Source organism: Streptomyces sp. NPDC054783 (assembly GCF_053611725.1).
This window is the reverse complement of record NZ_JBSHAY010000003.1, coordinates 190,207-216,560: the sequence shown is the minus strand read 5'-3', so window position 1 is coordinate 216,560 and position 26,354 is coordinate 190,207. Positions and strand designations below refer to the sequence as shown.

At 72.6% G+C, this 26,354-nt stretch carries 21 protein-coding genes; 12 read left to right on the top strand and 9 right to left on the bottom strand.

Annotated elements, in window-relative coordinates; translation table 11 throughout:
• Nucleotides 1–78 precede the first annotated feature (78 nt).
• Nucleotides 79–1,734, top strand: coding sequence for a glycoside hydrolase family 13 protein (locus ACWGJ5_RS07875; RefSeq protein WP_453308895.1), 1,656 nt, complete (start codon nucleotides 79–81; stop codon nucleotides 1,732–1,734).
• Here the strand turns inward: ACWGJ5_RS07875 and ACWGJ5_RS07870 are convergent.
• On the bottom strand, nucleotides 1,731–2,471 hold the full coding sequence (locus tag ACWGJ5_RS07870) for a DUF4142 domain-containing protein (RefSeq protein ID WP_453309165.1): 741 nt from the start codon (nucleotides 2,469–2,471) through the stop codon (nucleotides 1,731–1,733). The genes ACWGJ5_RS07875 and ACWGJ5_RS07870 overlap by 4 nt on opposite strands.
• Before the next feature lie 236 nt (nucleotides 2,472–2,707).
• Here ACWGJ5_RS07870 and ACWGJ5_RS07865 point away from each other — a divergent pair, with 236 nt between their 5' ends.
• Entirely contained in the window at nucleotides 2,708–3,394 is a 687-nt protein-coding gene (locus ACWGJ5_RS07865) for a DUF6445 family protein (RefSeq protein ID WP_453308894.1), read from the top strand.
• A 4-nt stretch (nucleotides 3,395–3,398) separates the two neighbouring features.
• Here ACWGJ5_RS07865 and ACWGJ5_RS07860 read toward each other — a convergent pair whose 3' ends face one another.
• Together ACWGJ5_RS07860 and ctaD are read right to left on the bottom strand one after the other, a co-directional pair.
• Nucleotides 3,399–3,743 (bottom strand): cytochrome C oxidase subunit I, encoded by a 345-nt coding sequence (locus ACWGJ5_RS07860; protein WP_453308893.1) that lies wholly within the window; start codon nucleotides 3,741–3,743, stop codon nucleotides 3,399–3,401.
• Nucleotides 3,740–5,458: an aa3-type cytochrome oxidase subunit I gene (gene ctaD / locus ACWGJ5_RS07855; protein WP_453308892.1), complete on the bottom strand. Its 1,719-nt coding sequence runs from the start codon at nucleotides 5,456–5,458 to the stop codon at nucleotides 3,740–3,742. Before ctaD ends, ACWGJ5_RS07860 begins: the two co-directional genes overlap by 4 nt.
• 192 nt (nucleotides 5,459–5,650) lie before the next feature.
• Here ctaD and ACWGJ5_RS07850 point away from each other — a divergent pair, with 192 nt between their 5' ends.
• The 3 genes from ACWGJ5_RS07850 to ACWGJ5_RS07840 all read left to right on the top strand — a co-directional run bounded on the left by ACWGJ5_RS07850 (nucleotide 5,651) and on the right by ACWGJ5_RS07840 (nucleotide 8,254).
• Nucleotides 5,651–6,349: a DUF4328 domain-containing protein gene (locus tag ACWGJ5_RS07850; protein ID WP_453308891.1), complete on the top strand. Its 699-nt coding sequence runs from the start codon at nucleotides 5,651–5,653 to the stop codon at nucleotides 6,347–6,349.
• A gap of 187 nt (nucleotides 6,350–6,536) precedes the next feature.
• Nucleotides 6,537–7,202 carry an SDR family NAD(P)-dependent oxidoreductase gene (locus ACWGJ5_RS07845; protein ID WP_453308890.1) on the top strand — a complete coding sequence of 222 codons (666 nt, stop codon included), beginning with the start codon at nucleotides 6,537–6,539 and terminating at the stop codon, nucleotides 7,200–7,202.
• A gap of 104 nt (nucleotides 7,203–7,306) precedes the next feature.
• Nucleotides 7,307–8,254: an MIP/aquaporin family protein gene (locus ACWGJ5_RS07840; RefSeq protein WP_453308889.1), complete on the top strand. Its 948-nt coding sequence runs from the start codon at nucleotides 7,307–7,309 to the stop codon at nucleotides 8,252–8,254.
• Between the two features lie 18 nt (nucleotides 8,255–8,272).
• On the opposite strand, the gene ACWGJ5_RS07835 is transcribed toward ACWGJ5_RS07840, so the two are convergent.
• The 3 genes from ACWGJ5_RS07835 to ACWGJ5_RS07825 form a co-directional block, all read right to left on the bottom strand.
• The gene (locus ACWGJ5_RS07835) at nucleotides 8,273–8,629 is read right to left on the bottom strand and encodes a winged helix-turn-helix domain-containing protein (protein ID WP_453308888.1); all 357 of its coding nucleotides are present in this window, start codon (nucleotides 8,627–8,629) and stop codon (nucleotides 8,273–8,275) included.
• Nucleotides 8,626–9,105: a hypothetical protein gene (locus tag ACWGJ5_RS07830; protein WP_453308887.1), complete on the bottom strand. Its 480-nt coding sequence runs from the start codon at nucleotides 9,103–9,105 to the stop codon at nucleotides 8,626–8,628. The genes ACWGJ5_RS07835 and ACWGJ5_RS07830 overlap by 4 nt, the downstream gene beginning before the upstream one ends.
• Before the next feature lie 122 nt (nucleotides 9,106–9,227).
• Complete coding sequence (locus ACWGJ5_RS07825) at nucleotides 9,228–10,319, bottom strand: PucR family transcriptional regulator (RefSeq protein WP_453308886.1); 1,092 nt, start codon at nucleotides 10,317–10,319, stop codon at nucleotides 9,228–9,230.
• Between the two features lie 288 nt (nucleotides 10,320–10,607).
• Between ACWGJ5_RS07825 and ACWGJ5_RS07820 the strand changes: the two genes are divergently transcribed.
• A complete protein-coding gene (locus tag ACWGJ5_RS07820) occupies nucleotides 10,608–12,797 on the top strand; it encodes a flotillin family protein (RefSeq protein ID WP_453308885.1) in 2,190 nt (729 codons plus the stop codon).
• A gap of 145 nt (nucleotides 12,798–12,942) precedes the next feature.
• The gene (locus tag ACWGJ5_RS07815; protein ID WP_453308884.1) at nucleotides 12,943–17,760 is read left to right on the top strand and encodes a DNA repair ATPase; all 4,818 of its coding nucleotides are present in this window, start codon (nucleotides 12,943–12,945) and stop codon (nucleotides 17,758–17,760) included.
• A gap of 61 nt (nucleotides 17,761–17,821) precedes the next feature.
• Here ACWGJ5_RS07815 and ACWGJ5_RS07810 read toward each other — a convergent pair whose 3' ends face one another.
• Both ACWGJ5_RS07810 and ACWGJ5_RS07805 read right to left on the bottom strand, forming a co-directional pair.
• Complete coding sequence (locus ACWGJ5_RS07810; RefSeq protein WP_453308883.1) at nucleotides 17,822–18,307, bottom strand: hypothetical protein; 486 nt, start codon at nucleotides 18,305–18,307, stop codon at nucleotides 17,822–17,824.
• Nucleotides 18,308–18,379: 72 nt separating this feature from the next.
• Nucleotides 18,380–19,237, bottom strand: a complete 858-nt coding sequence (locus ACWGJ5_RS07805) for an SCO2400 family protein (RefSeq protein ID WP_453308882.1) — start codon at nucleotides 19,235–19,237, stop codon at nucleotides 18,380–18,382.
• 191 nt (nucleotides 19,238–19,428) lie between these two features.
• Between ACWGJ5_RS07805 and ACWGJ5_RS07800 the strand changes: the two genes are divergently transcribed.
• Nucleotides 19,429–20,202 (top strand): VOC family protein, encoded by a 774-nt coding sequence (locus ACWGJ5_RS07800; RefSeq protein WP_453308881.1) that lies wholly within the window; start codon nucleotides 19,429–19,431, stop codon nucleotides 20,200–20,202.
• Nucleotides 20,203–20,241: 39 nt separating this feature from the next.
• Here ACWGJ5_RS07800 and ACWGJ5_RS07795 read toward each other — a convergent pair whose 3' ends face one another.
• Nucleotides 20,242–20,778: a DUF2269 domain-containing protein gene (locus tag ACWGJ5_RS07795; RefSeq protein WP_453308880.1), complete on the bottom strand. Its 537-nt coding sequence runs from the start codon at nucleotides 20,776–20,778 to the stop codon at nucleotides 20,242–20,244.
• A gap of 222 nt (nucleotides 20,779–21,000) precedes the next feature.
• On the opposite strand from ACWGJ5_RS07795, the gene ACWGJ5_RS07790 reads away from it, so the two are divergent.
• The 4 genes from ACWGJ5_RS07790 to sigJ all read left to right on the top strand — a co-directional run bounded on the left by ACWGJ5_RS07790 (nucleotide 21,001) and on the right by sigJ (nucleotide 26,334).
• Nucleotides 21,001–21,756: a GntR family transcriptional regulator gene (locus ACWGJ5_RS07790; protein ID WP_453308879.1), complete on the top strand. Its 756-nt coding sequence runs from the start codon at nucleotides 21,001–21,003 to the stop codon at nucleotides 21,754–21,756.
• Nucleotides 21,753–23,006 (top strand): MFS transporter, encoded by a 1,254-nt coding sequence (locus tag ACWGJ5_RS07785; protein WP_453308878.1) that lies wholly within the window; start codon nucleotides 21,753–21,755, stop codon nucleotides 23,004–23,006. Before ACWGJ5_RS07790 ends, ACWGJ5_RS07785 begins: the two co-directional genes overlap by 4 nt.
• Nucleotides 23,007–23,233: 227 nt before the next feature.
• Nucleotides 23,234–25,291 (top strand): TolB family protein, encoded by a 2,058-nt coding sequence (locus ACWGJ5_RS07780; protein WP_453308877.1) that lies wholly within the window; start codon nucleotides 23,234–23,236, stop codon nucleotides 25,289–25,291.
• A gap of 98 nt (nucleotides 25,292–25,389) precedes the next feature.
• The gene (gene sigJ / locus ACWGJ5_RS07775; RefSeq protein ID WP_453308876.1) at nucleotides 25,390–26,334 is read left to right on the top strand and encodes an RNA polymerase sigma factor SigJ; all 945 of its coding nucleotides are present in this window, start codon (nucleotides 25,390–25,392) and stop codon (nucleotides 26,332–26,334) included.
• Nucleotides 26,335–26,354 lie beyond the last annotated feature (20 nt).

The following is a 26,354-nucleotide window of genomic DNA, read 5'->3' as shown; positions in this document are numbered from 1 at the left end:
CGGCGCCGGCCGAAGGTTCCTTTTCCGGGCAATGTGGACAGATTCCCTGTATCGTCCTCCTTCCCGAAGGGATCCCGTATGGCAGAGCGCTCCCCCGACCTCTCCCCCAAGAACCCCGACTGGTGGCGGCAGGCCGTCATCTACCAGGTCTATCCCCGCAGTTTCGCCGACGCCGACGGCGACGGACTCGGCGATCTGCGCGGCATCACCCAGCGCCTGGACCACCTCGCCGGCCTCGGCGTCGACGCCGTGTGGCTGAGCCCCTTCTACCCCTCGGAACTGGCCGACGGCGGCTACGACGTCGCCGACCACCGGGACGTCGACCCCCGCCTCGGCACCCTGGACGACTTCGACGCCCTGGTCGGCGAGGCCCACCGGCTCGGCCTGAAGGTCGTCGTCGACATCGTCCCGAACCACACCTCGCACCAGCACCCCTGGTTCCAGGAGGCCCTGCGCGCCGCCTCCGGCTCCCCGGCCCGCGAGCGCTATGTCTTCCGGCCCGGCCGGGGCGCACACGGCGAACTCCCGCCCACCGACTGGCAGTCCGTCTTCGGCGGCAGCGCCTGGAAGCGGACCCCGGACGGCGAGTGGTACCTACACCTCTTCGCCCCCGAACAGCCCGACCTCAACTGGGACAACGAGGACGTCCGCGCCGACTTCCGCACCACCCTGCGCTTCTGGTCCGACCGGGGCGTCGACGGCTTCCGTGTCGACGTCGCCCACGGTCTCGCCAAGGACCTCGCCGAGCCACTGCGGGACATCGGGAACATCGGCGCCACCGGCGAGGAGTCCCTGCCGCTGGTCCCGCCGGGCAGCCACCCGTACTGGGACCGCGACGAGGTGCACGAGATCTACCGGGACTGGCGCAAGGTCTTCGACGCCTACAGCCCGCCGCGCACCGCCGTCGCCGAGGCCTGGGTCCCGGGCCCCCGCCGCGCGCTGTACGCCCGCCCCGACGAACTCGGCCAGGCCTTCAACTTCGAGTACCTGGAGACCCGTTGGGACGCCGGCGAGCTCCGCCGGGTCATCACCGACGAACTCGCCACCGCCCGGGCCGCCGGCGCCACCGCCACCTGGGTGCTGTCCAACCACGACGTCGTACGCCACGCCTCCCGCCTCACGCTTCCGGCCGGCACCGACCCGGCCGCCTGGCTGCTGTCCGGCGGCACCGCACCCGCGATCGACCCCGGAGCGGGGCTGCGCCGGGCCCGGGCCGCGACCCTGCTCATGCTCGCGCTGCCCGGATCGTCGTACCTCTACCAGGGCGAGGAACTCGGCCTGCCCGAGGTCGCCGACCTGCCCACCGAGGTGCTGCAGGACCCGATCTGGGAACAGACCGGCCATGTCCGCAAGGGCCGCGACGGCTGCCGGGTGCCGCTGCCGTGGACGACGGACGGGCCGTCGTACGGCTTCGGGCCGGGCGGCGCCTGGCTGCCGCAGCCGTCGTCCTTCGCGGCGTACGCCGTCGAGGCCCAGACCGAGGCCGAGGGCTCGACCCTGGAGCTGTACCGCACCGCCCTGCGGCTGCGCCGCAAGCTGCTGGAGGGCGAGGAGCTGACCTGGACGCCGGAAGTCCCCGCCGGGGTACTGGACTTCACCCGCCGCGAGGGCTGGCGCTGCGTGACCAACCTCGGCGACGGGCCGGTACGGCTGCCGCCGGGCGAGGTGCTGCTGACCAGCTCCCCGATCGACGGCAGGACCCTCCCGCCGGACACGACCGTGTGGCTTGCCTAACCCGCCGTCGGGCCGGGGTTCGCCCCCGGAGTCGCGCCCGCGCCGCCGCTGCCGCCGGTCAGCCCGCTGAGGTCGACGGGCGTCGAGGTCGGGTTCGGCGGCGGCGTGAGCACCACCTCCGGCTGACCGGCGGCCGGGGGTGGCGGGGTCAGGTCGGAGTTGGGCAGCTTGGGTGGGGTGGTCTGCTGGAAGATGGTCTGGTCGAAGTCGACCAGACCGGTCTTCTCCATGACCGTCATATGGTCCAGCACGGTGTCGTTGGCCTGGTCGGCGAGGGCGCGCACCAGCGAGTTCTTGGTGGTGGACCGGATCTTCGAGATGGTGTTGAAGATCGCGCCGTGCGTCATCCGCAGGATGTTGGCGAAGTCGCTGTCGAACTTCTTCCCGCTGTCCGCCTTCAACTGGCTGACGAAGCCCTGCTGCTGGGGGCTGGGCAGATCGGGCAGCGTGATGTTCAGCATCGGCGCGATCTTGCGGCAGCTGGTGTCCAGCGCCGCGTGCCCGTCGACCAGGTGCTTGCTGGCCGTGAGGACCCCCGGTGTGGTGCCCTTCTGCAGCCCCATCTGCCCCACCGGGTACTCCCACAGACCGGCGGCCCGCACCTTCACCACGAAGTCCCGGTCCTGCTCGGTGAGCGGCCCCCACTGGGTGTTGGCGATGACGCGGTCCTGCGCGGTGGTCGCCTTGGTCAGCCCGAGCATGCTCGGGTAGGCGAGTGCCGCGAGGGTCACGGCCATCGCACCGCCCACGAAGAGGGTTCCCGTCGCGTTCCGCGAAAAGCGCACCGTGCCTCCTGCCCGGTCGTGGATCCGCCCACGCTGACGGCACGGGACGGTTCGGACGCACAGCAGTACGGACGCGGAGGCGGTTCGTATCGGTGCGGCAGGTAAAGATTTGTATCTGTGCCGTGGGTAAAGAAGAGTTGACCATTCCTCGGGAGAGGCGAGAGGAAACCCCGGCATAGATTCGCCGCATGCCCCCACAGCCACCGCCCCGTATGCCCGCGGCCCTTCCCGTCCTGCCGTACCGCAAGCCCACCAAGGGCCGCGACTACTGGGTCCTCGACGACGTCCTGCCCGAGGTGGACGCCGTACGGGAGCGGTGTCTGGCCAAGGACGACTGGGTCGAGGGCTACCCGTACACCTCCGAGACCTGGCCCGGCCTGCGCGCCATGCCCGGCCTGGAGCCCGGTGAACTCGCCCGCGTCGAGAACCTGGTGAAGAAGGCCACCGGCGCGACCAAGCTGTGGGTGCAGCAGGCACCCGGCGGCGGCACCCTCAACCACAACTGCGTCCAGGTGGTCGGCGAGGGCGAGAGCGAGCCCCGCCCGCACACCGACTCCCGCGCCCTGTGCCGGTACGCCGCCGTGCTGTACCTGAACCCCCGTGTCCACAAGGACTGCGGCACCGCCTTCTACCGCCAGTCACTGCCCGGCGGCCGGCTCGGCGGCAACATCGTCCAGGCCCCGCACAACAACCTGGTCGAGGCCCTCGGCACGAGGTTCGTCCCCGCCGACCACTTCGAGGAGGACGTCCGCGTCCCCCACAAGTACAACCGCCTCCTCCTCTACAACGCCAACCTCGTGCACAGCGCGACGGGTTACTGCGGCAAGGAACTGGAGGAGAAGCGGATGACGGCGGTGTTCTTCTGGATGGCCTGACGGCTCACAGGAGCAGGAACAGCGTCGCCAGGGCCGTGCAGCTCGTGCACACCGCGAGGGTCAGGGCCACACAGCGGCGTTTGAGGTCCTGGTAGCGGTGTTCGTACTCGGCGCGCAGCGACCTGCAGCGGGCCGCGATGCGTTCCAGGTCGGTCCGGGAGCGGGCCAGGCTGTCGGCGACGTAGCGGTGTTCGATCTCCTCGCGCTGCGCCGTCGTCAGCCACTCCAGGGGCCCGGTGAACTCCCGTGCGCGCTGCTCGGCCTCGGCGATGCGGGCCTGCCAGAGCAGGTATCCCTCGACCTCGTTGGCGAGCGCGTCGTCGGCGCCCTGCCTCGGCGGACCGCTCACCCCTGTCCTCGGTCGGGCCGCGCCGGGACCGGGCGCTCGTGCTCCTGCATCGCGATGTCGGGGTGGTGCAGGTCGAACGCCGGGGACTCGCTGCGGATGCGGGGCAGGGTGACGAAGTTGTGCCGCGGGGGCGGGCAGGAGGTCGCCCACTCCAGGGAGCGGCCGTAGCCCCAGGGGTCGTCGATGGCGACCGGCTTGCCGTACTTGGCCGTCTTCCAGACGTTGTAGAGGAACGGCAGCATCGACATGCCGAGCAGGAACGAGCCGATGGTGGAGACCGTGTTCAGGGCGGTGAAGCCGTCGGCCGCCAGGTAGTCGGCGTAACGGCGCGGCATGCCCTCGGCGCCCAGCCAGTGCTGGACCAGGAAGGTGGTGTGGAAGCCGACGAAGAGCGTCCAGAAGGTCATCTTGCCCAGGCGTTCGTCCAGCATCTTGCCGGTCCACTTCGGCCACCAGAAGTGGAAGCCGGCGAACATCGCGAAGACGACCGTGCCGAAGACCACGTAGTGGAAGTGGGCCACCACGAAGTACGAGTCGGAGACGTGGAAGTCCATCGGCGGGGAGGCCAGGATCACTCCCGTCAGGCCGCCGAAGAGGAACGTGACCAGGAAGCCGGTCGCCCAGAGCATCGGGGTCTCGAAGGACAGACTGCCCTTCCACATCGTGCCGATCCAGTTGAAGAACTTCACGCCGGTCGGCACGGCGATCAGGAACGTCATGAAGGAGAAGAACGGCAGCAGCACCCCGCCGGTGACGTACATGTGGTGGGCCCACACCGTCGCGGACAGACCGGCGATCGCGATGGTCGCGGCGATCAGGCCCATGTAGCCGAACATCGGCTTGCGGGAGAACACCGGGATGATCTCGCTGATGATGCCGAAGAACGGCAGGGCGATGATGTACACCTCGGGATGGCCGAAGAACCAGAAGAGGTGTTGCCAGAGCAGGGCTCCGCCGTTGGCCGCGTCGAAGACGTGGGCGCCGAACTTGCGGTCCGCCTCCAGCGCGAACAGGGCGGCGGCCAGGATCGGGAAGACCAGCAGGACCAGGACACCGGTCAGCAGGACGGTCCACACGAAGATCGACATGCGGAACATGGTCAGGCCGGGAGCGCGCATGCAGACGATGGTGGTGATGAAGTTGACCGAGCCGAGGATGGTGCCGAAGCCGGAGAAGGCCAGGCCCATGATCCACAGGTCGCCGCCGACGCCCGGCGAGTGGACCGCGTCCGTCAGCGGGGAGTAGGCGAACCAGCCGAAGTCGGCCGCACCGTCCGGGGTGAGGAAGCCGCCGACCGCGATCGTCGAGCCGAACAGGTACAACCAGTAGGCGAACATGTTCAGCCGCGGGAACGCCACGTCCGGAGCGCCGATCTGCAGCGGCATGATCCAGTTGGTGAAACCCGCGAACAGCGGTGTCGCGAACATCAGCAGCATCACGGTGCCGTGCATCGTGAACAGCTGGTTGAACTGCTCGTTCGAGACGATCTGCAGCCCCGGCCGGGCCAGCTCGGCGCGCATGATCAGGGCCATCACGCCACCGATCAGGAAGAACGCGAACGACGTCGCCAGATACAGCGTGCCGATCGTCTTGTGGTCGGTGGTCGTCATCCACTTCACCACGACGTTGCCGGGCTGCCTGCCCCGGACCGGCACCTCGCTCTCGTAGGCGTCCTCGGCCGTGGCGGCACCATGGGGTTCGTTGAGGATGCTCACAAGTCGTCTGTCTCCTGATGCTCGCGGTCCGCGCACGCCATACGTCGGCTACTGGCCATCCTTTGCCGTGGGAGCGGGCACACGCCGCCCGACGCGCGGCCAACCGCGTGACGGATGCACCCGGACGGCGTAGCGGCGCCCCTCGCCCGAGGCCTCTGGTGGCCTGCGGTTTTCGTACGACAGGATGGCGGGATGACCGAAGTGGAAGATCAGTTCGCCGCCCACCGGCCGGCGTACCGGCCGGTGCAGGTGGCCGGGCAGCTGGCTGTCGGGGGATTGCTGCTCGCCGGGCTCGCCTGGCTCGTGCGCGGGGTGTGGGAGGTGCGGCTCGCCGTCGCGGGGGAGCCGGGCGACGGGCCCCCGGACCAGGGCAACGGGGTGCACCGGCCGCTCAACTCCCTGGAGGACTCGTACCACTGGGTGACCTCGGCGGGGGCCGGGCTCGCCCTGGTCTGTGCGCTGCTGTACCTGTCCTGGCTGTGGCGGCTGCGGGACAACGCGCGGGCGCTGTCGGGGGAAACACCGAAGTACCTGGGGTTCTGGGTGTATCTCGGGTGGGTCCTGCCCGTGTTCAATCTGTGGATACCGCGCGGGATCGTCGTCGACGCCTTCCGCTGCAGCGCTCCCGGACGGCGGCTGCCCGGATCCGTCAACGTGTGGTGGGCGCTGTGGCTGCTGGGGACGCTCGGCGGGGTGGGGGTCGTGTACCGCGACTCCACGGACGAGATCATCGGGCGTGCCTACGGCGAGGTGTGGCCGCTGCTCGTGTGCGACGCCGCCGTGGTGGGCGCCGCGATCGCCGGCGCCCTCGCCGTACGGGCCGTCACGGCCGTACAGGTGGAACGGCTCCGCGGGCCCCACGCTCAGGCGGTCGAGCGCGAGGCCGTCTAGGGCACCGGCTCGATCACGTCCGCCCATACGTGGTCCCGCCGGGGATTGCCCGTAAGGCCCGGGCGTGCCGCCACCACGTCGTTCGGGAACTCCGCCCGCTCGGCCTCCAACGGCACACCGGGCGAGTCGGCATGGTGGAGTCCCGCGTGTGTGTGGGGTGGTGCCCGGTGCGGTACGGATGGTCGGCATGAGCAGTATCGCCATTGTGGGCGCCGGGCCCGGGCTCGGGGCCGCCGTCGCACGGCGGTTCGGGCGGGAGGGGTTCGCGGTGGCCCTCTTCGCCCGGGAACGGGACCGGCTCGACGTGCTGGTGCGGGACCTCGAGGGCAGTGGGGTGACGGCCCGGGGGTTCGTCGCCGACGTGCGCAGGCCGGAGGAGCTGTCCGCGGCTCTGCGGCGGGCGGCGGACGAGATCGGCACCGTCGAGGTGCTGCAGTACAGCCCGGTGCCGCACCGGGACTTCATGCGGCCCGTGCTGGAGACCCGGTACCGGGATCTGGTCGGGCCCATCGAGTTCTCCGTGTACGGCCCCGTCGCCGCCGTGCAGCAGGTGCTGCCGGGGATGCGCCGGCTGGGGCGCGGCACGATCCTCTTCGTCAACGGCGGGACCGCCGTCGTACCGCACACCGAACGGGCCGGGACGTCCATCGCGTTCGCAGCGGAGAGCGCGTACGGCCATCTGCTGCACGAGCGGCTGGCCGGCGAGGGCATCCATGTCGCGCAGCTGGTGATCCCGGGGGCGATCACTTTGGGGCACGCCCGCAAGGATCCGGAGGTGCTGGCGGAGACGCTGTGGGGCATGCACCGGGACCGGCACGGGTTCCGGCACTTCGCCGACGACCTCGACAGCTGAGCCGGGGACCCTGACGGCTGACGGAGCACTGTCACCCTGCGGGGCGAGGTTTCGTAAGCCAATATGGCGATATTGGCCGTATTGCTCTCTTCAAAGGGGCCTCCGTGGCTGTCGAAATCCCCGCGATCATCAAGCCGTCCCGGCTCAGAGCCCGGGGCGGACTGCTGGGCGAGTGCCTCGCCGAGTTCCTCGGGACGTTCGTGCTCATCTCCTTCGGCTGCGGTGTGGTCGCGACGGCGGTCGCCGCGCTGCCCGGTTCCGGCCGTGCGGCGACGCCCACCACGATCTTCCTGGCGGCCGGTGACTGGCTGCTGATCACCTGGGGCTGGGCGTTCGCGGTCGTCTTCGGCGTGTACGTGGCCGGCGGCGTCAGCGGTGCCCACATCAACCCGGCGGTGACCCTGGCCATGGCGGTGCGCCGGGGATTCTCCTGGGCCAAGGTCCTGCCGTACTGGTTCTCGCAGGTGGCCGGCGCGCTCACCGGCGCCGCGCTGGTCTATCTCGTGTACCACCAGGCCATCGACGCGTATGACGCCGTCTCGCCCGCGCCGAAGGTGAACGGGCACACGAACGCCACCTTCTCGATCTTCGCCACGTTCCCGGCGGCGTACTACCACGGCGGGATCTGGGGGCCGCTGATCGACCAGATCGTCGGTACGGCGTTCCTGCTGATGCTGATCGCCGCCGTCCTCGACCTGCGCAACCAGGCCGTGAAGGCCAACCTCGGCCCGCTGATCGTGGGCTTCGTCGTCGCCGCCATCGGCTTGTCCTACGGCGCCAACGCGGGCTATGCCATCAACCCGGCCCGTGACTTCGGGCCGCGCCTGCTCACCTATGCGGAGGGCTGGGGCAGCCTCGCCTTCCCGGGCAGCGTGTCCGGCGTGTACAGCGGCTACTGGTGGATCCCCGTCGTCGGGCCGCTGATCGGCGGTGTGGCCGGGATCGTCGTGTACGACCTCTTCATCGGTGACGTCCTGCTGGTCCGGGCGGAGCTGGCCGAGCTGCCGGAGCCCGGGCGCGCGACCCCGGTGCGCACCGCCGACGAGGAGTAGGCCTCCGGGTGCGGTACCTCAGCCGCCGGGGGTCTCCTCCGCGCCGGTACCGGCACCCGCGGCGCGCCGGGCCGTCGCCGCGATCTCCTCCAGCGCGGCCAGATGGCGGGCGAGCGCCCTGCGGCCGGTGAGCGTGAGTGCGGCCCAGGTGCGCGGGCGCTTGCCGAGGTAGCCCTTGCGGATGCTGACGTAGCCGGTCTTCTCCAGCGCGGAGAGGGTCTTGCTCAGCGTGGAGTCGGAGACCTGGCAGTAGTCCCGCAGCACGGCGAACTCCGCCTCGCCGCACGCCGAGAGATAGGCGGCGAGGGCCAGCCGGGTCGGGTGGTGCAGTTCGCGGTCGAGAGCGGGGGGCGCGCCGCCCGCGGGGCCGGTCATGCGGTGCCGACCCGCTGCTGCCGGAACGCGCGCAGCACGTGCTCCGCGCCGGTGGTCAGGCCGAAGGCGATGAGCCAGCCCGTCTCGCCGTACGGGATGGCGGCCAGCACGCTGATGGCGAGCGAGAGGAGCGGAGCCACCCAGAGCTCCCAGGCCCGGCGCCGGGATCCGCAGTCCCGGCTGAACCAGCGGGTCACTCCTCCGTGGTGGGCGCCGGTCCAGATCAGCGCGAAGAAGCCGACCGCGCAGGCCAGCCCGGCGAGCGTCAGCCATGTCCCGTACCGCGGCATCAGGTTGGCCAGCCCGAACGCGGTGAAGCCGGCCGCGAAGGTCAGGCCCTGGCCGATGGCGTAACGCCGGGGCCTGCTCCGCTCGTTGGCCTCGCTCGCCTTTCGTGCCGCGGTGCGTGCGGCGCAGGCGGCGGCGAGCGCGTCCCGTGCCTGCCGGGCGTCCATCGGGTCCCCCGTGCTGGTCATGTGTGCCTCCATGCGGGCGGTTGTCCTGGAGGGGCGGGTGGTCGGGCCGCCCCGGTGGATACCCTAAGCATGGACAGTACTTTCCATAAATGCAAGTACTTTCGACGCGTCGGAGCCGCCGCTCACAGGGGCCGGCTCGGCCAGTCCAACAGGCGCGCGCCGATCACGGCCGTCTGGAGCATGTAGCGGTGCGCCGGGTCGGCGGGATCGGCGCCGGTGAGCTTGTGGATGCGTTCCAGGCGGTAGGTGAGCGCGCGGACGCTGAGGGAGAGCCGGCGGGCGGCCTCGGCGGCCACGCAGCCGGAGTCGAAGTACGTGCTGAGCGTGTCCAGGAGGGGTACGGCCCCGCCGCGGGCCTTGGTGAGCGGGTCGAGGGTGTGGGTCACCAGGTCGACCAGCGCCTGCCGGTCCCGGGCCAGCACCGGGTAGACGAGGAGGTCGGCGGCGCGCAGCACCGGCCCGGTCAGGCCGAGCCGGGTGGCCATCTCCAGCGCGGCGAGGGCCTCCTCGTACGACTGCACGACCCCGCCGGCGCCGTGCTGCGGGCGGCCGATGGCGACCCGCAGTGCTGCGCCTGCGGTGCCCGTCGCCGCGTAAGCCTGCTTGGCGAAGTGCAGGAGGATCTCGTCCTCGTCGCCGGGCGCGATGCACAGCAGCCGGCCGTTCTTGGTGGTGAGCAGGATGCTGCGGGAGTCGAAGCGGGCGAGCACGGCGGCCTCGACCCGGCGGGCGACCGGCCCGCTCTCGACATAGGCGGCCGGGCCCTCGGCGACCGCCACCGCGTGTGCCCGGGACAGGTGCAGGCCGAAGCGTTCGGCGCGCTCGGCGAGGCGGCCCAGGTCGCTGCGGCCGTAGAGCAGATCGTCGATGAACTCCCGGCGGGCGGCCTCCTCGCGGCGTACGGAGAGCCGCTGGGCGCGTTCGTAGCCCTCGGCGAACGCGTCGATCGCCTGCTCGACGGCGGCCAGCGTGGCCAGGCCGCTCTCGGCCGAGCCGGGCACGCCCGGCCAGGCGGCGCGGGTGGCGGCCAGGTGCGCCACGATCAGCGCGCGCAGTCCGTGCCCGGCCTCGGCGGCCTGCTCGCCCAGGGTCCGCCGGGTCTTCAGCTCCTCCCTGGTCAACCGCCGTCCGGTGGCCGAAACCTCGGACAGTGTCCGGGTGAAACCGTCCAGATAGTGCTCGGACGCTTCGCGTATGTCGTGCCTGTCCCCCATGCCGGTCCCGGCCCCCGTCCCCCGTGCTCCCGCGATCTTGACGCGCCGGTGACGTTTTCTTAGCGCCTGTCCGGCATCCAGACCCTAGTGAACACTGCCGGACACCGGCAATGCGCGGGCGCATGCCCCGGCCGCACCATCGTCCGCGGGGAGCACTACGGAGGATCGCGGTGCCGGACACCGGCGAACGACCGGGGGCCAAGGACCGGTACGGGGGTCCGGTACCTGGTCCGGCACCGCGATCCCGGGGGGCTCCGTACTTCATCGTCTGACGCAAGGACGTATGCCATGGAAGCCCTCGGCGTGCTCGTCGCCGTCTGTCTCGTCGCCGTGGTGCTCGCGGTGTTCGCGTTTTCCCGGCTGTACCGCAAGGTGGACCAGAGCCAGGCCCTGATCGTGTCGAAGACGCGCCAGGTGGACGTGTCCTTCACCGGCCAGGTCGTGCTGCCGATCCTGCACAAGGCCGAGGTCATGGACATCTCGGTGAAGACCATCGAGATCAGCCGCTCGGGGCGGGACGGACTGATCTGCCGGGACAACATCCGCGCCGACATCCGGATCCTGTTCTTCGTGAAGGTCAACAAGACCGTCCCGGACGTCATCAAGGTCGCCCAGACCGTCGGCACCGAGCGCGCCAGCCACCAGGACACGCTCCAGGAGCTGTTCCACGCGAAGTTCTCCGAGGCGCTGAAGACCGTCGGCAAGCAGATGGACTTCACCGATCTCTACACCAAGCGCGAGGAACTCCGGTACCACATCATCGAGTTGATCGGCATCGACCTCAACGGCTACCACCTCGAGGACGCGGCGATCGACTACCTGGAGCAGACCCCGCTCTCCCAGATGGACCCGGCCAACGTCCTCGACGCCGAGGGCATCCGCAAGATCACCGAACTGACGGCGATCGAGCACGTGCGCACCAACGAGGCCAAGCGCAACGAGCAGAAGGAGATCACCCGCCAGGACGTCGACGCCCGCGAGGCCATCCTGGAGCTGGAGCGGCGCCAGGCGGACGCCGAGATCAAGCAGAAGCGGGAGATCGAGACCTCCCGGGCCCGCGAGGAGGCCGAGACCGCCCGCGTGGTGGAGGAGGAACGGCTGCGCGCCCAGGGCGCCTTCCTGCGCACCGAGGAACAGCTCGGCGTGCAGCGCGAGAACCAGGCCCGCGAGATCGCCGTCGCCGCGAAGAACCGCGAGCGGGTCCTCGCCGTGGAGAACGAGCGCATCGAGAAGGACCGCCTGCTGGAGGTCATCGCGCGGGAGCGGGAGACCCAGCTGACGAAGATCGCCGCCGAGAAGGAGGTCGAGGCGGAGAAGCGGGAGATCGCCGAGGTCGTCCGGGAGCGGGTCGCGGTGGACCGTACGGTCGCCGAGCAGGAGGAGTCCATCAAGAAGCTGCGCGTGGTCGAGGAGGCGGAGCGCGAGCGGCAGGCGCTCGTCATCGCCGCCGAGGCGGAGGCGCAGGAGAAGCTGGTCAAGGACATCAAGGCCGCCGAGGCGGCCGAGCAGGCCGCCACGCACCGCGCCGCCGAGGAACTCACCCTGGCCGAGGCCCGGTTGAAGACCGCCGATCTCGACGCCCGGGCCAAGCTGCGGCTCGCCGAGGGCGTCCAGGCCGAAACCGCCGCCGAAGGGCTTGCCGCGGTGCAGGTCCGCGACAAGGAGGCCGAGGTCACCGTCAAGGCCGGGCGCGCGGCGGCGGAGGCCACCGGGGCGCGGCTGCGCGCCGAGGCCGAGGGCACCCAGGCCAAGGCGCTCGCCGAGGCCGAGGGCGCGCGGGCGAAGGGGCTCGCGGAGGCCGAGGGCGCGCGGGCGGCCGCGGAGGCCACCGAGGCGCGGCTGAAGGCCGAGGCGGAGGGCACGCGGGCCAAGGGCCTGGCCGAGGCGGAGGGGACCAGGGCCAAGGCGCTCGCGGAGGCCACCGCCATCGGCGAGAAGCTGAAGGCCGAGGCCGCCGGTCTGACCGAGAAGGCCGCCGCGATGGCCGCGCTGGACGAGGCCTCGCGGGGGCACGAGGAGTACCGGCTGCGGCTGCAGGCGGAGAAGGAGATCCGGCTGGCCGGCCTGGAGACACAGCGGCAGGTGGCCGAGGCGCAGGCGACGGTGCTGGCGACCGGCCTGGAGCACGCCGACATCGACATCGTCGGCGGGGAGTCCGTCTTCTTCGACCGCCTGGTGTCCTCCATCTCCCTCGGCAAGGGCGTGGACGGCTTCGTCGACAGCTCCCGCACCGCGCAGGCGCTGGCGAAGCCCTGGCTGGACGGCTCGGGCAGCTTCACCGACGACCTCTCCCACTTCCTCGGCTCACTCGGCTCGGCGGACGTGCGGAACCTGACGGTGTCGGCGCTGCTGGCGAAGCAGATCAAGAACGGCGGCCCGCAGGCGGGACAGCTCCAGAAACTCCTCGACCGGGCGAGCGAACTGGGCCTGTCGGACACACCGGTGACAGCACTGAACGGAAGCGGCACGGGGAGCTGAGGGCAGCGCCCCCGAAGGGGCGCGGGGCTCCGCCGATATGCGGCTCCGCCGCGTGGGCGTGCCCAGGCACTGTGCATCCGCACCCGGCAGATGCCCCGCAGCCCCGAGCCCGTAGCCGCACAGCCCACGAAGGGAAGCACACGCCATGGCCACCGCTGAGGCGCCGCAGGTGGACGCCGGCACCTACGAGGTGCTCCGCGACCGGCTCGCCGCGCACGCCGCCGACCTGGCCCGGAGGGCGTCCGCGCTCAACGCCCGCCGGGCCGAGGAGTTCGGCTCGGCCCGGCTGGACCTCGCGGCCACCGCTCGCCTCCGCACCGAGCACCCCTGCGTCCCGAGCGACATCGTGGCCGTAGGAGACACCCTGCTGTTCGGCGCAACCGGCGCAACCGGCGCAACCGGCGAAGCCGCGGACGTACTCGCGCTGTACGGCCGCGACGGCGAGCGGCGGCCCGAGGACACCGTCCCCGGACTGCTCGGCGACCCGGCGTTCGTGCGGGAGTTCACCGCCCTGCACCGGTACTACCGGCAGGCCCGGCTGCTGCGGCTGCGCCGGGTCGACGGCCGGCTGCTGGCGGTGTTCCGCACCGGCGAGAAGGCCGAGGACGTCCGCGTGCTGCGCTGGAGCCTCGCCGAGGACGGCCGAGTGGCGTTCCTGGACGCGCGCGGCGACCGCGACGACGTCTTCCCGCCGGCCCAGGACGTGACCTGGACGGAGACCACCCGCGAGGATCACGTCCTCGGCCGGGACCAGTACGTCGCCGTACCCGGGGGTCTGGGGGTGACCACCGTCGGCGGATCGCTCACCGTACGCACCCCGGCAGGCGAGGAGCTGTACGCCGAACCCGTGCAGGAGCCGCTGCAGGCACTCGCCGACGCGGCGGTCGCGCATGCGCGGGTCGGTGCACTCGTGCTGCTGCGGGTGCGGCCGTACAAGGAGGGGGACGACCGGTACCTCGTGTTCGACACGCTGTCCCGGACCGTCGTACGGCTCGACGGGATCGGGCAGGCGTGCCGGCGGCTGCCCGAGGAGCAGGGGATCGTCTTCCCCGGCGGGTACTGCCTGGCGGGCGGGGCCCACAAGACGTACGAACTCGACGTCGCCGGGCTGGAGTTCGAGCGCGAGGTGCACGCCCCGAACGGCGAGGACGTGCTGTACGCCTTCCGGTCCCGGGCCGGCGGACGCGCGCTGCTGCTGTCGTACAACACCCTGCGCAAGGAGGTCGCGAACCCGCTGCCGTGCCGGGGCTGGGCGCTGTTCGAGGACGGTGCGCTCGCCGTGCTGCGTGCCGGGGGCGAGGAGCCGGCGCACACCCATCCGGTGCAGTGGTGGACCTCGCCGTACGTGTCCGACACGCACGCCGCCGCGCTGCGCACCGGCACCGGCGCGTTCGCCCGGGTCGGCAACGCCGATCTCGTGCGCGGGCTCGCCGACTGCCTGTCCGTGGCCCGGCTGGTGGCCGACGGCGTCGAGACGAGCGAGGGGTACCGGGCGCTGGCGGCGGCCTGTGTGCGCGCCGCTGACGTCCATCACTGGCTCAGCGATCCCGAACTGGATGATCTGGCACGCCCGTTGGGTGAGGTCCGTACGGCCGCCGAGCAGGTGCTGGGCGAGTTCGAGACGGTACGGGAGCTGACCCGGCACGCCGCGGACGCCCTCGACGAGGCCGAGGGGCGGATCGCCGCCGTGGTGCGCCGGCTGCGCGGCGAGGCGCCGCGCGAGGCCGCCGCCTGGGTGCGCGGACTGACCGAACTCCGGCACGCGCACGGGCACCTGCTGACGCTGCGGGAGCTGCGGTACGTCGATGCCGCCCGGCTGGCGGACCTGGCGGCCGCTGCCGAGGGCGACCTCGCCTCCTTCGGGCGGCGCGCGGTGCAGTTCCTGGCGCGCGAGGACGCCTTCGCGGGGCAGCAGGCGGAGGTCGAGCGGCTGGTCGGGGAGGCGGCGGCCGTCGAGACCGTGGCCCAGGGCGCGCCGGTCGCCGCCCGGCTCGACGAGCTCGCCGACGGGCTGCGCACGGTCACCGAGGTGGTGACCGGCCTCGACATCGCCGACGCCACCGTCCGTACGGCCGTCCTGGAGCGGATCGCCGAGGTGCTGGGCGGTGTCAACCGGGCCCGGGCGACCCTGGACGCCCGCCGTCGCAGCCTCCAGGACAGCGAGGGGCGGGCCGAGTTCGCCGCCGAGACCGCGCTGCTCGCCCAGGCCGTCAGCGCCGCGCTCGCCGCGTCCGGCACCCCCGAGGAGTGCGACGACCAACTCGCCTCCGTGCTGGGCCGGTTGGAGGACCTGGACGGACGGTTCGCCGAGTTCGACGACTTCCTCGCGGAGCTCGCCGACCGGCGCGCCGAGATCTACGAGGCGTTCGCCGCCCGCAAGCAGTCCCTCGCCGACGCCCGCGCCCGCCGCGCCGAGCAGCTCGCGCTCTCGGCGGGGCGCATGCTGGAGTCGGTCGCCCGCCGAGCCGCCACGCTGGCCGACACGGACGCGGTCACCACGTACTTCGCCTCCGACCCGCTGGTCGCCAAGGTGCGCCGCACCGCCGACGAACTGCGCGCCCTCGGCGACAGCGTGCGCGCCGAGGAACTGGGCGGCCGGCTGAAGTCCGCCCGCCAGGAGGCCGCCCGCGCCCTGCGCGACCGCGCCGACCTGTACGCCGACGACGGCCGCACCCTGCTGCTCGGCGGCCACCGTTTCGCCGTCAACACCCAGCCGCTCGACCTCACCCTCGTCCCGCACGGCGACCTCCTCGCCTTCGCGGTCACCGGCACGGACTACCGCGCCCCGGTCGCCGACCCGGACTTCGCCGCGTACCGCCCCTGCTGGGACCGCCACCTGCCGTCCGAGTCACCCGAGGTCTACCGCGCCGAGCACCTCGCCGCCCGCCTGCTCGCCGAGCACGGCCCGGCCGCCCTCGCCGCCGCCGACGACCTGCCGGACCTGGTCCGCCGGGCGGCGCAGGAGTCGTACGACGAGGGCTACGAGCGCGGCGTCCACGACCACGACGCGACGCTCGTGCTCCAGGCCCTGCTGCCGCTGCACGAGGGCGCCGGCACCCTGCGGCACGAGCCCGCCGCCCGCGCCTGCGCCCAGCTGTTCTGGGCGCACGGCACGACGGGGGAGGCCCGGACGGCCTGGTCCCGGCGGGCGGCGTCACTGGCCCGGGCCCGGGACGCCTTCGGTGCCGTACCGGCCATCGGGGAACTGGAGCGGGAGCTGGCGGGGGCGATCGAGGCCTGGGACGCGTCGGTGGCGGGCGGGCCGGCCGCCGCGTACCTCTTCGAAGAGCTGACCGGCGGCCCCCAGGGCTTCGTCCTCGGCCTCACGGCGCGCACCCTGCTGGAGAAGTTCCGGCACGCGGACGGGACTTACCGCGCGGACCTGGAGGGGCTGGCCGGCCTGGCCGCGCGCCGGCAGGTGGTGCACGCCTGGCTCGCCGCGTACGCCGCCGCCAGCGGTACCGAGGCCGGACCCGGCGAACTGGCCGAGGCGGTCGCCGCCGAGCTCTGCCCGGACCTGCCCCGCTACGACGGCGACGCCCCGCTCACCGCGACGGCGGAGGGCCTGCTGGGCACGCACCCGCGCGTGGCGGGCGGCCGACTACCGTTGCGCCTCGACGAGTTCCTGACCCGCACCGCACGCTTCGCGGCCGAGGAGGTCCCGGCCTTCCGTGCCTACCAGCGCCGCCGTACGGCCCTGGTGGCCGCCGAGCGCGACCGGCTCCGTCTGGACGACCACCGCCCCCGGGTGATGTCGGCGTTCGTCCGGAACCGGCTCGTCGACGAGGTCTACCTGCCGCTGATCGGCGACAGCCTGGCCCGGCAGCTGGGCACCACCGGCGAGTCCAAGCGCACCGACACCGGCGGTCTGCTCCTGCTGGTCTCCCCGCCCGGCTACGGCAAGACGACGCTCATGGAGTACGTCGCCGACCGGCTCGGCCTGATGCTGGTCAGGGTCAGCGGCCCGGCACTCGGCCACACCGTCACCTCGCTGGACCCCGCCGACACCCCGAACGCCACCGCCCACCGCGAGATCGAGAAGATCAACTTCGCGCTGGCGGCCGGCAACAACACGCTCCTGTACCTGGACGACATCCAGCACACCTCGCCCGAGCTGCTGCAGAAGTTCATCCCGCTGTGCGACGCCACCCGGCGGGTGGACGGCGTGTGGGACGGCGAACCGCGCACCTACGACCTGCGCGGCAAGCGCTTCGCGGTCTGCATGGCCGGCAACCCCTACACCGAGTCGGGCGAGCGCTTCCGCATCCCCGACATGCTCGCCAACCGCGCCGACGTGTGGAATCTCGGCGACGTCCTCACCGGCAAGGAGGACGTCTTCGCGCTCAGCTTCGTCGAGAACGCCCTCACCGCCAACCCGGTGCTCGCCCCGCTCGCCGCCCGCGACCGCGCCGACCTGGACCTCCTGGTCCGGCTGGCCGGCGCCGACCCGACGGCCCGCGCCGACCGCCTCACCCGCCCGATGCCGCCGGCCGAACTGGCGGCCGCCGTGGCCGTGCTGCGCCATGTGCTGACGGTCCGCGAGACGGTGCTGACGGTGAACGAGGCCTACATCGCCTCCGCCGCCCAGTCGGAGGCCGCCCGCACGGAACCACCCTTCCGCCTCCAGGGCTCCTACCGCGACATGAACCGGATCGCCGGGCGCCTGCGTCCGGTCATGAACGACACCGAACGCGAGGCCGTCGTCGACGACCACTACACGGCCGAGGCGCAGACCCTCACCACGGGCGCCGAGGCCAACCTGCTCAAACTCGCCGAACTGCGCGGCACGTTGACCCCGGCGCAAGCAGCCCGCTGGACCGAGGTGAAGACCGCTCACACCCGCGCCCGCACCCTCGGCGGTCCCGAGGAGGATCCCGTGAGCCGTGCGGTGGCGGCGCTGGGACTCCTCGCGGACCGGATCGCGGCGGTGGAGTCGGCCATCGAGCGGGGGCGGGGGCGGTGAGGGGCGCGGTGCGGGGGCACGGCGAGGGGGCGGCGCCGTCGGCTGCGCCGGGAACCCGACGTCAGCAGCCGGTGTCCGGGTACAGCGGGACGAACTGCACGCGGGCGCGGTCGTCGGCGTCCAGGACCCGGTTGTAGTCGAGACGGTCGACGCGGTACCACACGTCGTCCTGCTTACGGTTGCCGTTCACGTCGTCCAGGCGGACGCACCACCGCTCCGGGCGTGTTTCCCTGAGGTACGTCTCGGTGCCGCTGCGCACCTTGTGGCAGTCCTGGTAGCGCTCGGTGGTGTACCAGGTGCGGGTGCGGCGGTGGTTGCCGGAACGGGAGCTGTGCCGGACCTGGTGGGTGCCCGTGGTGCACCTCTTGACCAGGTGCGGGCGGGTGGCGCGGGTGGTCTGCCGGGAGACGTGCCGGGTCGTGTCCTTGAGGCCGTGGACGGGGTCGGGGCTGCCGCCTGTGCGGCCACCGCCGCCGCACGCGGCGAGCGCGGCCAGCAGGAATGCCGTCGCACCTGCCGCTTTGAGTCGCTTGCCGTACACGAACATGTGTCTCTCCCCCGTCGTCGGACGCGTAGCGTAGCCGATCGACGGGGGCGGCCCGCGGGGGTGCGCGTGCCGTCAGCCGAGGCAGACCAGGACCAGGCAGAGCTGGTGGGAAGACGTCGAGGACGGGGATGTCGGGGACGTCGGTGAGGTGGAGGTACCGCTGCCCGTGCCGGTGGACGAGGTCGGCTGGGACGCCGTACCGGAGGAACCCGTGCCCGTGCTGGTGCCGGTGCCCGCCCCGGTCCCGCTGCTCGTGCCCGTGCTGGTGCCGGAGGAGGACGGTGCGGTGCTCCGCGGCTGCGCGGCGGCCGGCGCGGCCGGTTGCGGGGCCGCCGCGGCGGTGTGCGGGTGGCCGGCGGACTGTGCCGTGCGGGGCGCGGGGGCGAGGGACTGCTGTCGCGGGGCGTTCACGGCGGGCGTCTGCGCCGCCGGTGTGGCGGGGGCGTGCCGGTGTGTGGCGGCGGGCGGGGCCGGTGTGGACGGCGGGCTGCTGGGCGCGGCCGACGGGTCCTCGGTGAGGCCCATGCTCCGGTGGTCCGGTGCGGTGGCCGCCTGGGCCTTGCCGCCGTTGCCGCGGTCCAGCGAGGCGAGCGTCAGGCCGCCGCCGACGAGTGCGACGGCGGTCGCCACCACGGCCCGGCGCTGGTTCTTCTTCCAGCGCGCCAGCTGCCGGCGCCGGGCGGCGCGTCCCTGCGGGGCGCGCGGCGCGTCGGTGACGTCGGCGGGCGGTGCGTCCGTGGCCGTGTCCGCGAGGTCGGCGGACGGCTCGGCGGCGGGTTGCCCGGCGCCGAACCAGGTGTCGGCGGCGAGCGGTGCGGCCGTGACACCGGCGTGGGTGCGGGGCGGGGCTATGTCCGGGGCGTAGGCACCGCACCCGGGACAGACCAGGGCGCCGTTGAGGTGCCGGCGGCACGAGGAGCAGTAGTCCATCTGTGGTCTTCCTGAGTCCTGGGGGAGCGGGCGACCGTCACGGTAACGAGCCTTTCGAAAGGCTGTGTGCAGCACATGTGTCACTCCTGCGCAGATTCGCGGGGTTCTTTTCCCGTGTCCCGGCCGGGTCCGAGCGGGTCCGTCGGCATAGTGGCGGGCGGCTTCCGCACCGGACCGGCAGGAGGAGACGCATGCTCGGCACAGAGTTCCGCACCGGATCGCCCATCTGGATCGACCTCGGCACCCCCGACACACAGGCGGCCGTCGCCTTCTACGGTGCCGTGTTCGGCTGGGAGTTCGCCTCCGCCGGCCCGCAAGGCGGCGGCTACGGCTTCTTCCAGAAGAACGGCGGTACGGTGGCCGGGCTCGGCCCGCTGACCGAGCGGGGGGCGAGATCCGCCTGGATGACGTACTTCCGCACCGACGACGCCCGGGCCACCGCACGGGCCGTGACCGGCGCGGGCGGCCGGGTGCGCGCCGAGCCGGCCGGCCTGGGCGAGACCACCTTCGCCCAGTTCACCGACCCGCAGGGCGCGCAGTTCGCGGTGCTGCAGAACGGGCAGGGTCTGCAGCGGGTGTCGGAGGCCGACGCGCTGGTCTGGGTGGAGCTGCACGTCAGGGACCCGCAGGCGGCCATCGGTTTCTACCGCGGGCTGTTCGGCTGGCGGTCGCAGGAGATGCAGGCGCCGGGCATGACGTACCAGGTGCTCAGCATCGGGGAGGGCGACCAGCAGGAGGGCTCCTTCGGCGGCGTGGCCCCGCTGGGGGACGACGGGGAGGACGCCCGCTGGGTGCCGTACTTCGCCGTGGCCGACGCGGACACGATCGTCACGGCGGTGGGCGACAGCGGCGGTTCGGTGCTGATGCCGGCGGCGAACGTCCCCGGCGTCGGCCGCATCGCCTGGCTGGCCGACCCCGCCCGGGCGGTCTTCGCGGTCCTGAGGCCGGATCCGCGGCAGACCTGAGGGCACTTGGGGGGTACGCATGCCCTCGGCCGTTGCCGCTCAACCTCCGCGGCGCGGGAGGGAGCGCGCCGGTGTGGTCACCCGCCGCCCCCACGGCTTGAAGACGGACAGCACGACGATCGAGAGATACAGCAGCAGCGCGACGGCCGGCACGATCACGGTGTCGTAGCGGACGAACCCCAGGTGCATGGCCGCGATCGAGCCGGTCGGATGCCGGGCCACGGCGTGCACCGCGTCGTGCAGCCGGGCGGTGAGGGCGAAGGCCGACGCCGCCGTCGCCGCGAGGGTCAGCCAGAACTTGACGGCGACCCAGTAGTAGCGGAACAGCCCCCAGGGCGTGCCGAGGCTGAGCACCACGCCGCTGAGCAGGGTGAGCAGGCTCAGCGGGACGATCAGCGCGTCGCCCAGCATCCCCATCGCCCGGTACGCGGTCCGCAGCGTGTCCGCGTCGTCGGTCGCCAGTGCCGTGGCCCCGAGGGTGAGCAGGCAGAGCATCAGCGTCAGCCAGCCGACCGAGGCGACCATGTGCACGACGACCCAGCTGTTACGGGCCCTGGGCGACAATCGACGGCTCACTTCGCTTCCTTCGGATCCGGGGCCGGGAGTACGACCAGACTCGCCCGCGGCGCCGGTCCGGCGCGTCCGACGGGGGAAGCAACATCCGCTGCGCCCAGCCGAGTACACCCGGTGCGGCGAACACCGGGCGCAGTGCTGCTCCAGTAGCTTCCGGCCGGTGAAGTAGCTTGCGAATCCGCCCGGAAACACGTCACCGACCGTCACTGATCGGAGGGTTCGCCCATGCCCCGACAGGCGCCGTATCTCGCCGTCGCAGACGCCCTGCGCGTGCGGGTGCTCGCGGGGGAGTGGGAGACCGGGAAGCGACTGCCGTCCCGGGCGCGGCTGGCCGAGGAGTACGGCGTCGGGCGCAATGTCGTGCAGCGGGCCGTGGACCGGCTGATCATCGAGGGCCTGCTGGAAGGTCGCGCGGGCTCGGGCACCTACGTCCGTACGCCCCGTGAACGCCTGCGGATGCTCCGCTCGTGGCACCGCGAGCACCGGGGCGCCCGCGCCCTCGGCGGCGCGCCGGAGCGAGGACGGGCCGGTTCCTGGGACGCGCACAGCCTGGTGCGCGTCCCCGCCCCCGAGGCCATCGCCGAGCGGCTCGCCATCAACACCGGGGACCTCTGCGTCAACACGCAGTACGAGTTCCTCGCCGACGGGCAGCCCGTCCAGCTCTCCGACTCCTGGGAGCCGATGGCCGTCACGCGGGGAACGCCGGTCGTCCTGCCCGAGCGGGGGCCGCTCGCGGGCAGGGGGGTGGTCGCGCGGCTGCGCTCCATCGGCGTGGACGTCGAGACCGTCGTCGAGGTGCCGCGTCCGGCGCGGGCCGGGCGGGCGGAGGCGCATCTGCTGGGGATCGGCGTCGGGGACCTGGTGCTCCGGATCGAGCGGACCATCTACGACACCGGCGGTCGTCCGGTGGAGACCGCCGACATCGTCATCCCGGACGTACGCCGGGAAGTGGTCTACGAGTTCGCGGTGGACCTACGGTGAGCCGTAGGCCCACGGCGTCCCGGCTCGGGCTGTTGCGCGACCCGGACTTCGGGCGGCTGTTCGTCGCCACCGCTCTCGGCCAGCTGGGCGACCGCATCCTCTTCCTGGCGCTGCCGCTGGTCGCCCTCCTCGCTCTGCACGCCGATGCGTTCCAGGTCGGGCTGCTGAGCGCGCTGACCACGGCCGGCTCGCTGCTGGTGGGACTGCCGGCCGGGGCCTGGGTGGACCGCCTGCCCAAACGTCCGGTGCTGGTCGGCGCCGATCTGGTGCGGGCGCTGGTGCTCGCGACGATACCGGCGGCCTGGTGGGCGGGCCTGCTGTCACTCCGGTGGCTGTACGCCGTCGCCCTGGTCCATGGCGTGCTGACCGTCTTCTTCGACGTCGCCCACGTCAGCCTTCTGCCCCACCTGGTGGGGCGCGGCAGGCTCGTCGAGGGCAACGCGAAGCTCTCCGCGATCCGCTCGGTGACCAGCATTGGCGGGCCGGCCTTGGCGGGTCCGCTGGTCGGCCGGGCCGGAGCGCCCGCGGCGATCGTGGCGAGTGCGGCCGGGATGGCCCTGTCGGGGCTCCTCGCGAGCCGGCTCCGCGGACGCGAACCGCGACCGGAGGCGGGCGGGCGGCCCCCGATGCGCCGAGAGATCACAGAGGGGCTGAAGTTCGTGTTCGGGCATCCCGTCCTGCGCGCGACCGTTCTCGGTGACGCACTGTTCAACCTCTTCCTAGCCCTGTACCAGAGCATGCTGCTGGTCTTCCTGGAACGGGAGTTGGGCCTCGGTCCGTCGGCCGTCGGTCTCGTGCTGTCCGGCATGGGCTGCGGTGCCCTGCTGGGCGCCCTGCTCGCGGCCGGCGTCTCGCAACGGCTCGGGCAGGGCCCGGTCATCTGGCTCGCGCCGCTCGTCACCTGTCCGCTCACCGCGCTGGTGCCGGCCGCGCGACCCGGCTGGAGCGTGTGCGCGGCGGCGACCGGCCTCGCGGCTCTCTCGCTGGGCGGCGTCGTCCGCGTCGTGGCCCAGACCGGTGTCCAGCAGGCCCTCACCCCGGACCGGCTCCTGGGCAGGACGATCGCGACGGCCCGGTTCGTGTCCTGGGGCGGCCTGCCGCTCGGCGGAGTTCTGGGCGGGGCCGCGGGCACCGCGTTCGGAGCGGCGGCCACGCTGGGGATCGGCGCGGCCGGCATGACGCTGAGCTTTCTGCCGGCCTTCCGCTCGCCGCTGCGGGCCCTGCGCATTACCCCGCTCCGCAACAAGTAGCGCCCCCGCGCCTTTTGTTCACCCACTGTTCGAAGTCACTTTCCGGTGCCCCCCGCGGGTCATCACATACGGTCCTGCTGCCGACGAGTGATCGCTGTCACCCGGAGCGCAGCGCGGCACAGACACGCGCGCGCCGATGCCGCCCGTTCCGTGCACGAGTTCCCCCGGGACGCGCGGGGCCGAGACGCTCGCGGCGGACAAGCACGCACTCTTCAGGGGGCTTCGAGTTGAGATCTCGCACGCGCCGCCGTCTCGCGGCGCTCACGTCGGCCGCCTCGCTGGCGGCGGCCGGCCTGCTCGGTGCGGCCGCACCCGGCGCGCAGGCCGCGACCGCAACGGTGACGGCCGGACAGATCGGCCTGTACGGCGGTTCCACGGGGGTGGAGACCGTCAACGCGGACGGAACGGGACTGCGTTCCGTCCCCGGCATCCCGAACTACGGCTACACCCCGAACTGGGCGCCGGACGGCAGCAGGGTCGTGGCGGGCTGGAGCCAGCTGTCCACCGGCCGGGTCACCGGCAGCACCTCGCTCGTCACGCTGCCGTGGGCCACCAAGGTGCGCTCCAGCGCGTCGTACGAGGACCCCGCGTTCTGGCTGGACGGCCGGTACGTGGTGTTCAGCACGGGCGGCCAGCTCGCCTACGGGCCCTCGGACGGGTCATGGGCGCCGGAGCCGCTGCTGACGGCCACCCAGGAACCGTCGACGGTCTGTGACGTCCACCCGACGGCGAGCCCGGCCGGCACGCTGGCCTTCGAACGCCGGCACAACTACGGCTGCTACGACAGCCAGGGCATCTGGACCTACAACCCGTCCACCAAGGCGCTGAAGAACATCATCGCCTCCGGCTCCTCGCCGGTGTTCTCGGCGGACGGCGGCAAGCTGGTCTTCACGCGCGAAGTGGACGGCTGGACCCAGCTGTTCACGGCGAACGCCGACGGCAGCGACGTCAAGCAGGTCACCACCGACCCCTCCGACCACCTGTCACCGACCTGGGACCCGGCCGGCGGACGGATCGCCTACGAGGCGCACAGCTCGCACGCCGGCTGGTCCGACGACGTGCAGACGGTGCGCGTCCTCGACCTGGCGGCGGGTACGTCGACCCAGGTCACCGGAGCCGGCAAGGGCGCCAAGCCCGCCTGGCAGCCGCTGCGGAAGAACACCCTGGTCCGGGTCTACGGCACCGGCTCGGTCGGCATCGACGGCGCCGCGTCCCGGTGGACGTTCGACACCGTGGGCGGGACGCACGTACCCGGGCTCATCGCGGCCAGGTCCGCGGTGCTGGTCAACAAGGGCAACGGCACCTACTCGGCCCCCGCGATCGCGCTGGCCGCGGAGAAGCAGGGCCCGGTCCTGATGACCTCCGGCAGCGGCCTGGACTCCGCCGCGGCCACCGAGCTCAAGCGATCGCTTCCCAAGGGCAGCACCGTCTACCTCAACGGCAGCACCCGCATCCTCGGCTCCAAGGTGGCGAGCCAGGTCCAGGCACTCGGCTACAAGCCGCTGCGTCTCGACGCCCCCGACCTCTCCTCGCTGTCGGCCCGGGTCGCCAGGCAGATCAGCGCGACCCCGAGCTGGATCTTCGTCGCCGACGGCAACGACTACCACGACCCGGTCGCCGCCTCCACGGCCGCGGGCGCGCTGGGCTACCACGGCACCGGCGTGGTCCTGCTGACGAACGGCAAGACGGTCCCCACCTCGGTGAAGAACTACCTCAACGCCCTGAACCCCAAGACCACGAACATGGTGACGGTGGGCTACAACGCCACCCAGGCGATGGAGCACACGCCCCTGAACCAGGTCTGGAGCTTCTGGACGACCGGCGGCAAGACCCATGAGGACGTCGCCGCCAACCTGGCCCGCTTCTGGTGGTCCGCACCGACGCAGGCCGTCGTCGAGGACACCTGGACCTGGCAGAACGCGGTCGCGGGCGGCGCGGCCACGGCCACGTACGGCCCGATGCTCTGGTCCGCCGAGTCCAGCCTGTCGGCACCGGCCTCGAACTACCTGAACCAGGAGGCCGCGAGCGTCTGGGTGGTGCAGACCTTCGGGGGCAACACCTCGTACCCGGCGGCCAACCGCACCGCCATCGCCTCGGCGATCGCCGCGAGCAGCGCCTGGACGACCACCCACTGGGTGGCGAACGGCGAGCTGCCCGCGACGGCCGCGGCGCGGTCCACGTTCGCCTCGGCGGGCTCCGCCGCCGACAGCGCCCGGCCCGCACCCGACCCCACCGTGGTTCCCGGCCGCCACCTGCCCGCCCCCGACGCACACGGCACCCGCTAGCCGAGCCGTCGGATCGCAGCCCCCGGGTCCCGCCGGCCCGGGGGCCGCCCACGGACCGCCTCGAGCCCGAAATCGCCCTGCGGGCTAGGATCGCGGGCATGGCGTTGACCGTGGACGACGTGGACCGGTTCGAGGCGTGCAGGCCCCGGCTGGAGGCCATCGCCTATCGTCTGCTGGGCTCCGCGAGCGAGGCGGAGGACGCCGTACAGGAGACGTTCCTGCGCTGGCAGGGCGCCGACGTCGGGCGCATCGAGGTGCCCGAGGCATGGCTGACGAAGGTGCTCACCAACCTGTGCCTCAACCAGCTCGCCTCGGCCCGCGCGCGGCGCGAGACCTATGTGGGCCGGTGGCTGCCCGAGCCGCTGCTCGCCGGGGACCCGATGCTCGGGCCGGCCGACACCGCCGAACAGCGCGAATCGGTGTCGTACGCCGTCCTCGCCCTGCTGGAACGGCTTTCGCCCGACGAGCGGGCGGTGTACGTGCTGCGGGAGGCCTTCGGCTATCCGCACCGGGAGATCGCCGGGATCCTCGACCTCACCGAGGCCGCCAGCCAGCAGATCCTCCACCGCGCCAAGAAGCACGTCGCCGAGGGCAGGGCCCGCACCGAGATCGACCGGGCCGCCGCCCGGCGGGTCGTCGAGGAGTTCCTCGCGGCCGCCACCAGCGGGCGGACCGAGCCGCTGGTACGGCTGCTCACCCAGGACGCCATCGCGGTCGGCGACGGCGGCGGGAAGGTCCCGGCCCGCGCCAAGGCCTTCGAGGGCGCCCTCGCGGTCGCGAAGTTCATGCGGGGCCTGTTCAAACCCAGCGAGGCCAAGCGCCGCTTGATCGGCGGCCCGTCCGAGGTCTACGTCACGACCGCCAACGGCGGCCCCGCCCTGGTCGCGGTCGTCGGCGGCCGGGTCGTCGGCGTGATGTGCCTGGAGATCACCGCCGAGGGCATCGCCGCCTTCCGCAACCAGGTCAACCCCGACAAGCTGGAACGCGCGACGCGGCGGTGGGCGGCCGGCGACCACGGCGAACCCCTGCTCGGCATCTTCTGACCACCTCGGACCCCTCCCGA

What these genes read in the sequence shown, in the direction of transcription:
- ACWGJ5_RS07875 (WP_453308895.1), top strand. Translation starts at nt 79, where the DNA reads ATGGCAGAGCGCTCCCCCGACCTCTCCCCCAAGAACCCCGACTGGTGG.
- ACWGJ5_RS07870 (WP_453309165.1), bottom strand. Translation starts at nt 2,471, where the DNA reads ATGGCCGTGACCCTCGCGGCACTCGCCTACCCGAGCATGCTCGGGCTG.
- ACWGJ5_RS07865 (WP_453308894.1), top strand. Translation starts at nt 2,708, where the DNA reads ATGCCCCCACAGCCACCGCCCCGTATGCCCGCGGCCCTTCCCGTCCTG.
- ACWGJ5_RS07850 (WP_453308891.1), top strand. Translation starts at nt 5,651, where the DNA reads ATGACCGAAGTGGAAGATCAGTTCGCCGCCCACCGGCCGGCGTACCGG.
- ACWGJ5_RS07845 (WP_453308890.1), top strand. Translation starts at nt 6,537, where the DNA reads ATGAGCAGTATCGCCATTGTGGGCGCCGGGCCCGGGCTCGGGGCCGCC.
- ACWGJ5_RS07835 (WP_453308888.1), bottom strand. Translation starts at nt 8,629, where the DNA reads ATGACCGGCCCCGCGGGCGGCGCGCCCCCCGCTCTCGACCGCGAACTG.
- ACWGJ5_RS07830 (WP_453308887.1), bottom strand. Translation starts at nt 9,105, where the DNA reads ATGACCAGCACGGGGGACCCGATGGACGCCCGGCAGGCACGGGACGCG.
- ACWGJ5_RS07825 (WP_453308886.1), bottom strand. Translation starts at nt 10,319, where the DNA reads ATGGGGGACAGGCACGACATACGCGAAGCGTCCGAGCACTATCTGGAC.
- ACWGJ5_RS07820 (WP_453308885.1), top strand. Translation starts at nt 10,608, where the DNA reads ATGGAAGCCCTCGGCGTGCTCGTCGCCGTCTGTCTCGTCGCCGTGGTG.
- ACWGJ5_RS07815 (WP_453308884.1), top strand. Translation starts at nt 12,943, where the DNA reads ATGGCCACCGCTGAGGCGCCGCAGGTGGACGCCGGCACCTACGAGGTG.
- ACWGJ5_RS07810 (WP_453308883.1), bottom strand. Translation starts at nt 18,307, where the DNA reads ATGTTCGTGTACGGCAAGCGACTCAAAGCGGCAGGTGCGACGGCATTC.
- ACWGJ5_RS07805 (WP_453308882.1), bottom strand. Translation starts at nt 19,237, where the DNA reads ATGGACTACTGCTCCTCGTGCCGCCGGCACCTCAACGGCGCCCTGGTC.
- ACWGJ5_RS07800 (WP_453308881.1), top strand. Translation starts at nt 19,429, where the DNA reads ATGCTCGGCACAGAGTTCCGCACCGGATCGCCCATCTGGATCGACCTC.
- ACWGJ5_RS07790 (WP_453308879.1), top strand. Translation starts at nt 21,001, where the DNA reads ATGCCCCGACAGGCGCCGTATCTCGCCGTCGCAGACGCCCTGCGCGTG.
- sigJ (WP_453308876.1), top strand. Translation starts at nt 25,390, where the DNA reads ATGGCGTTGACCGTGGACGACGTGGACCGGTTCGAGGCGTGCAGGCCC.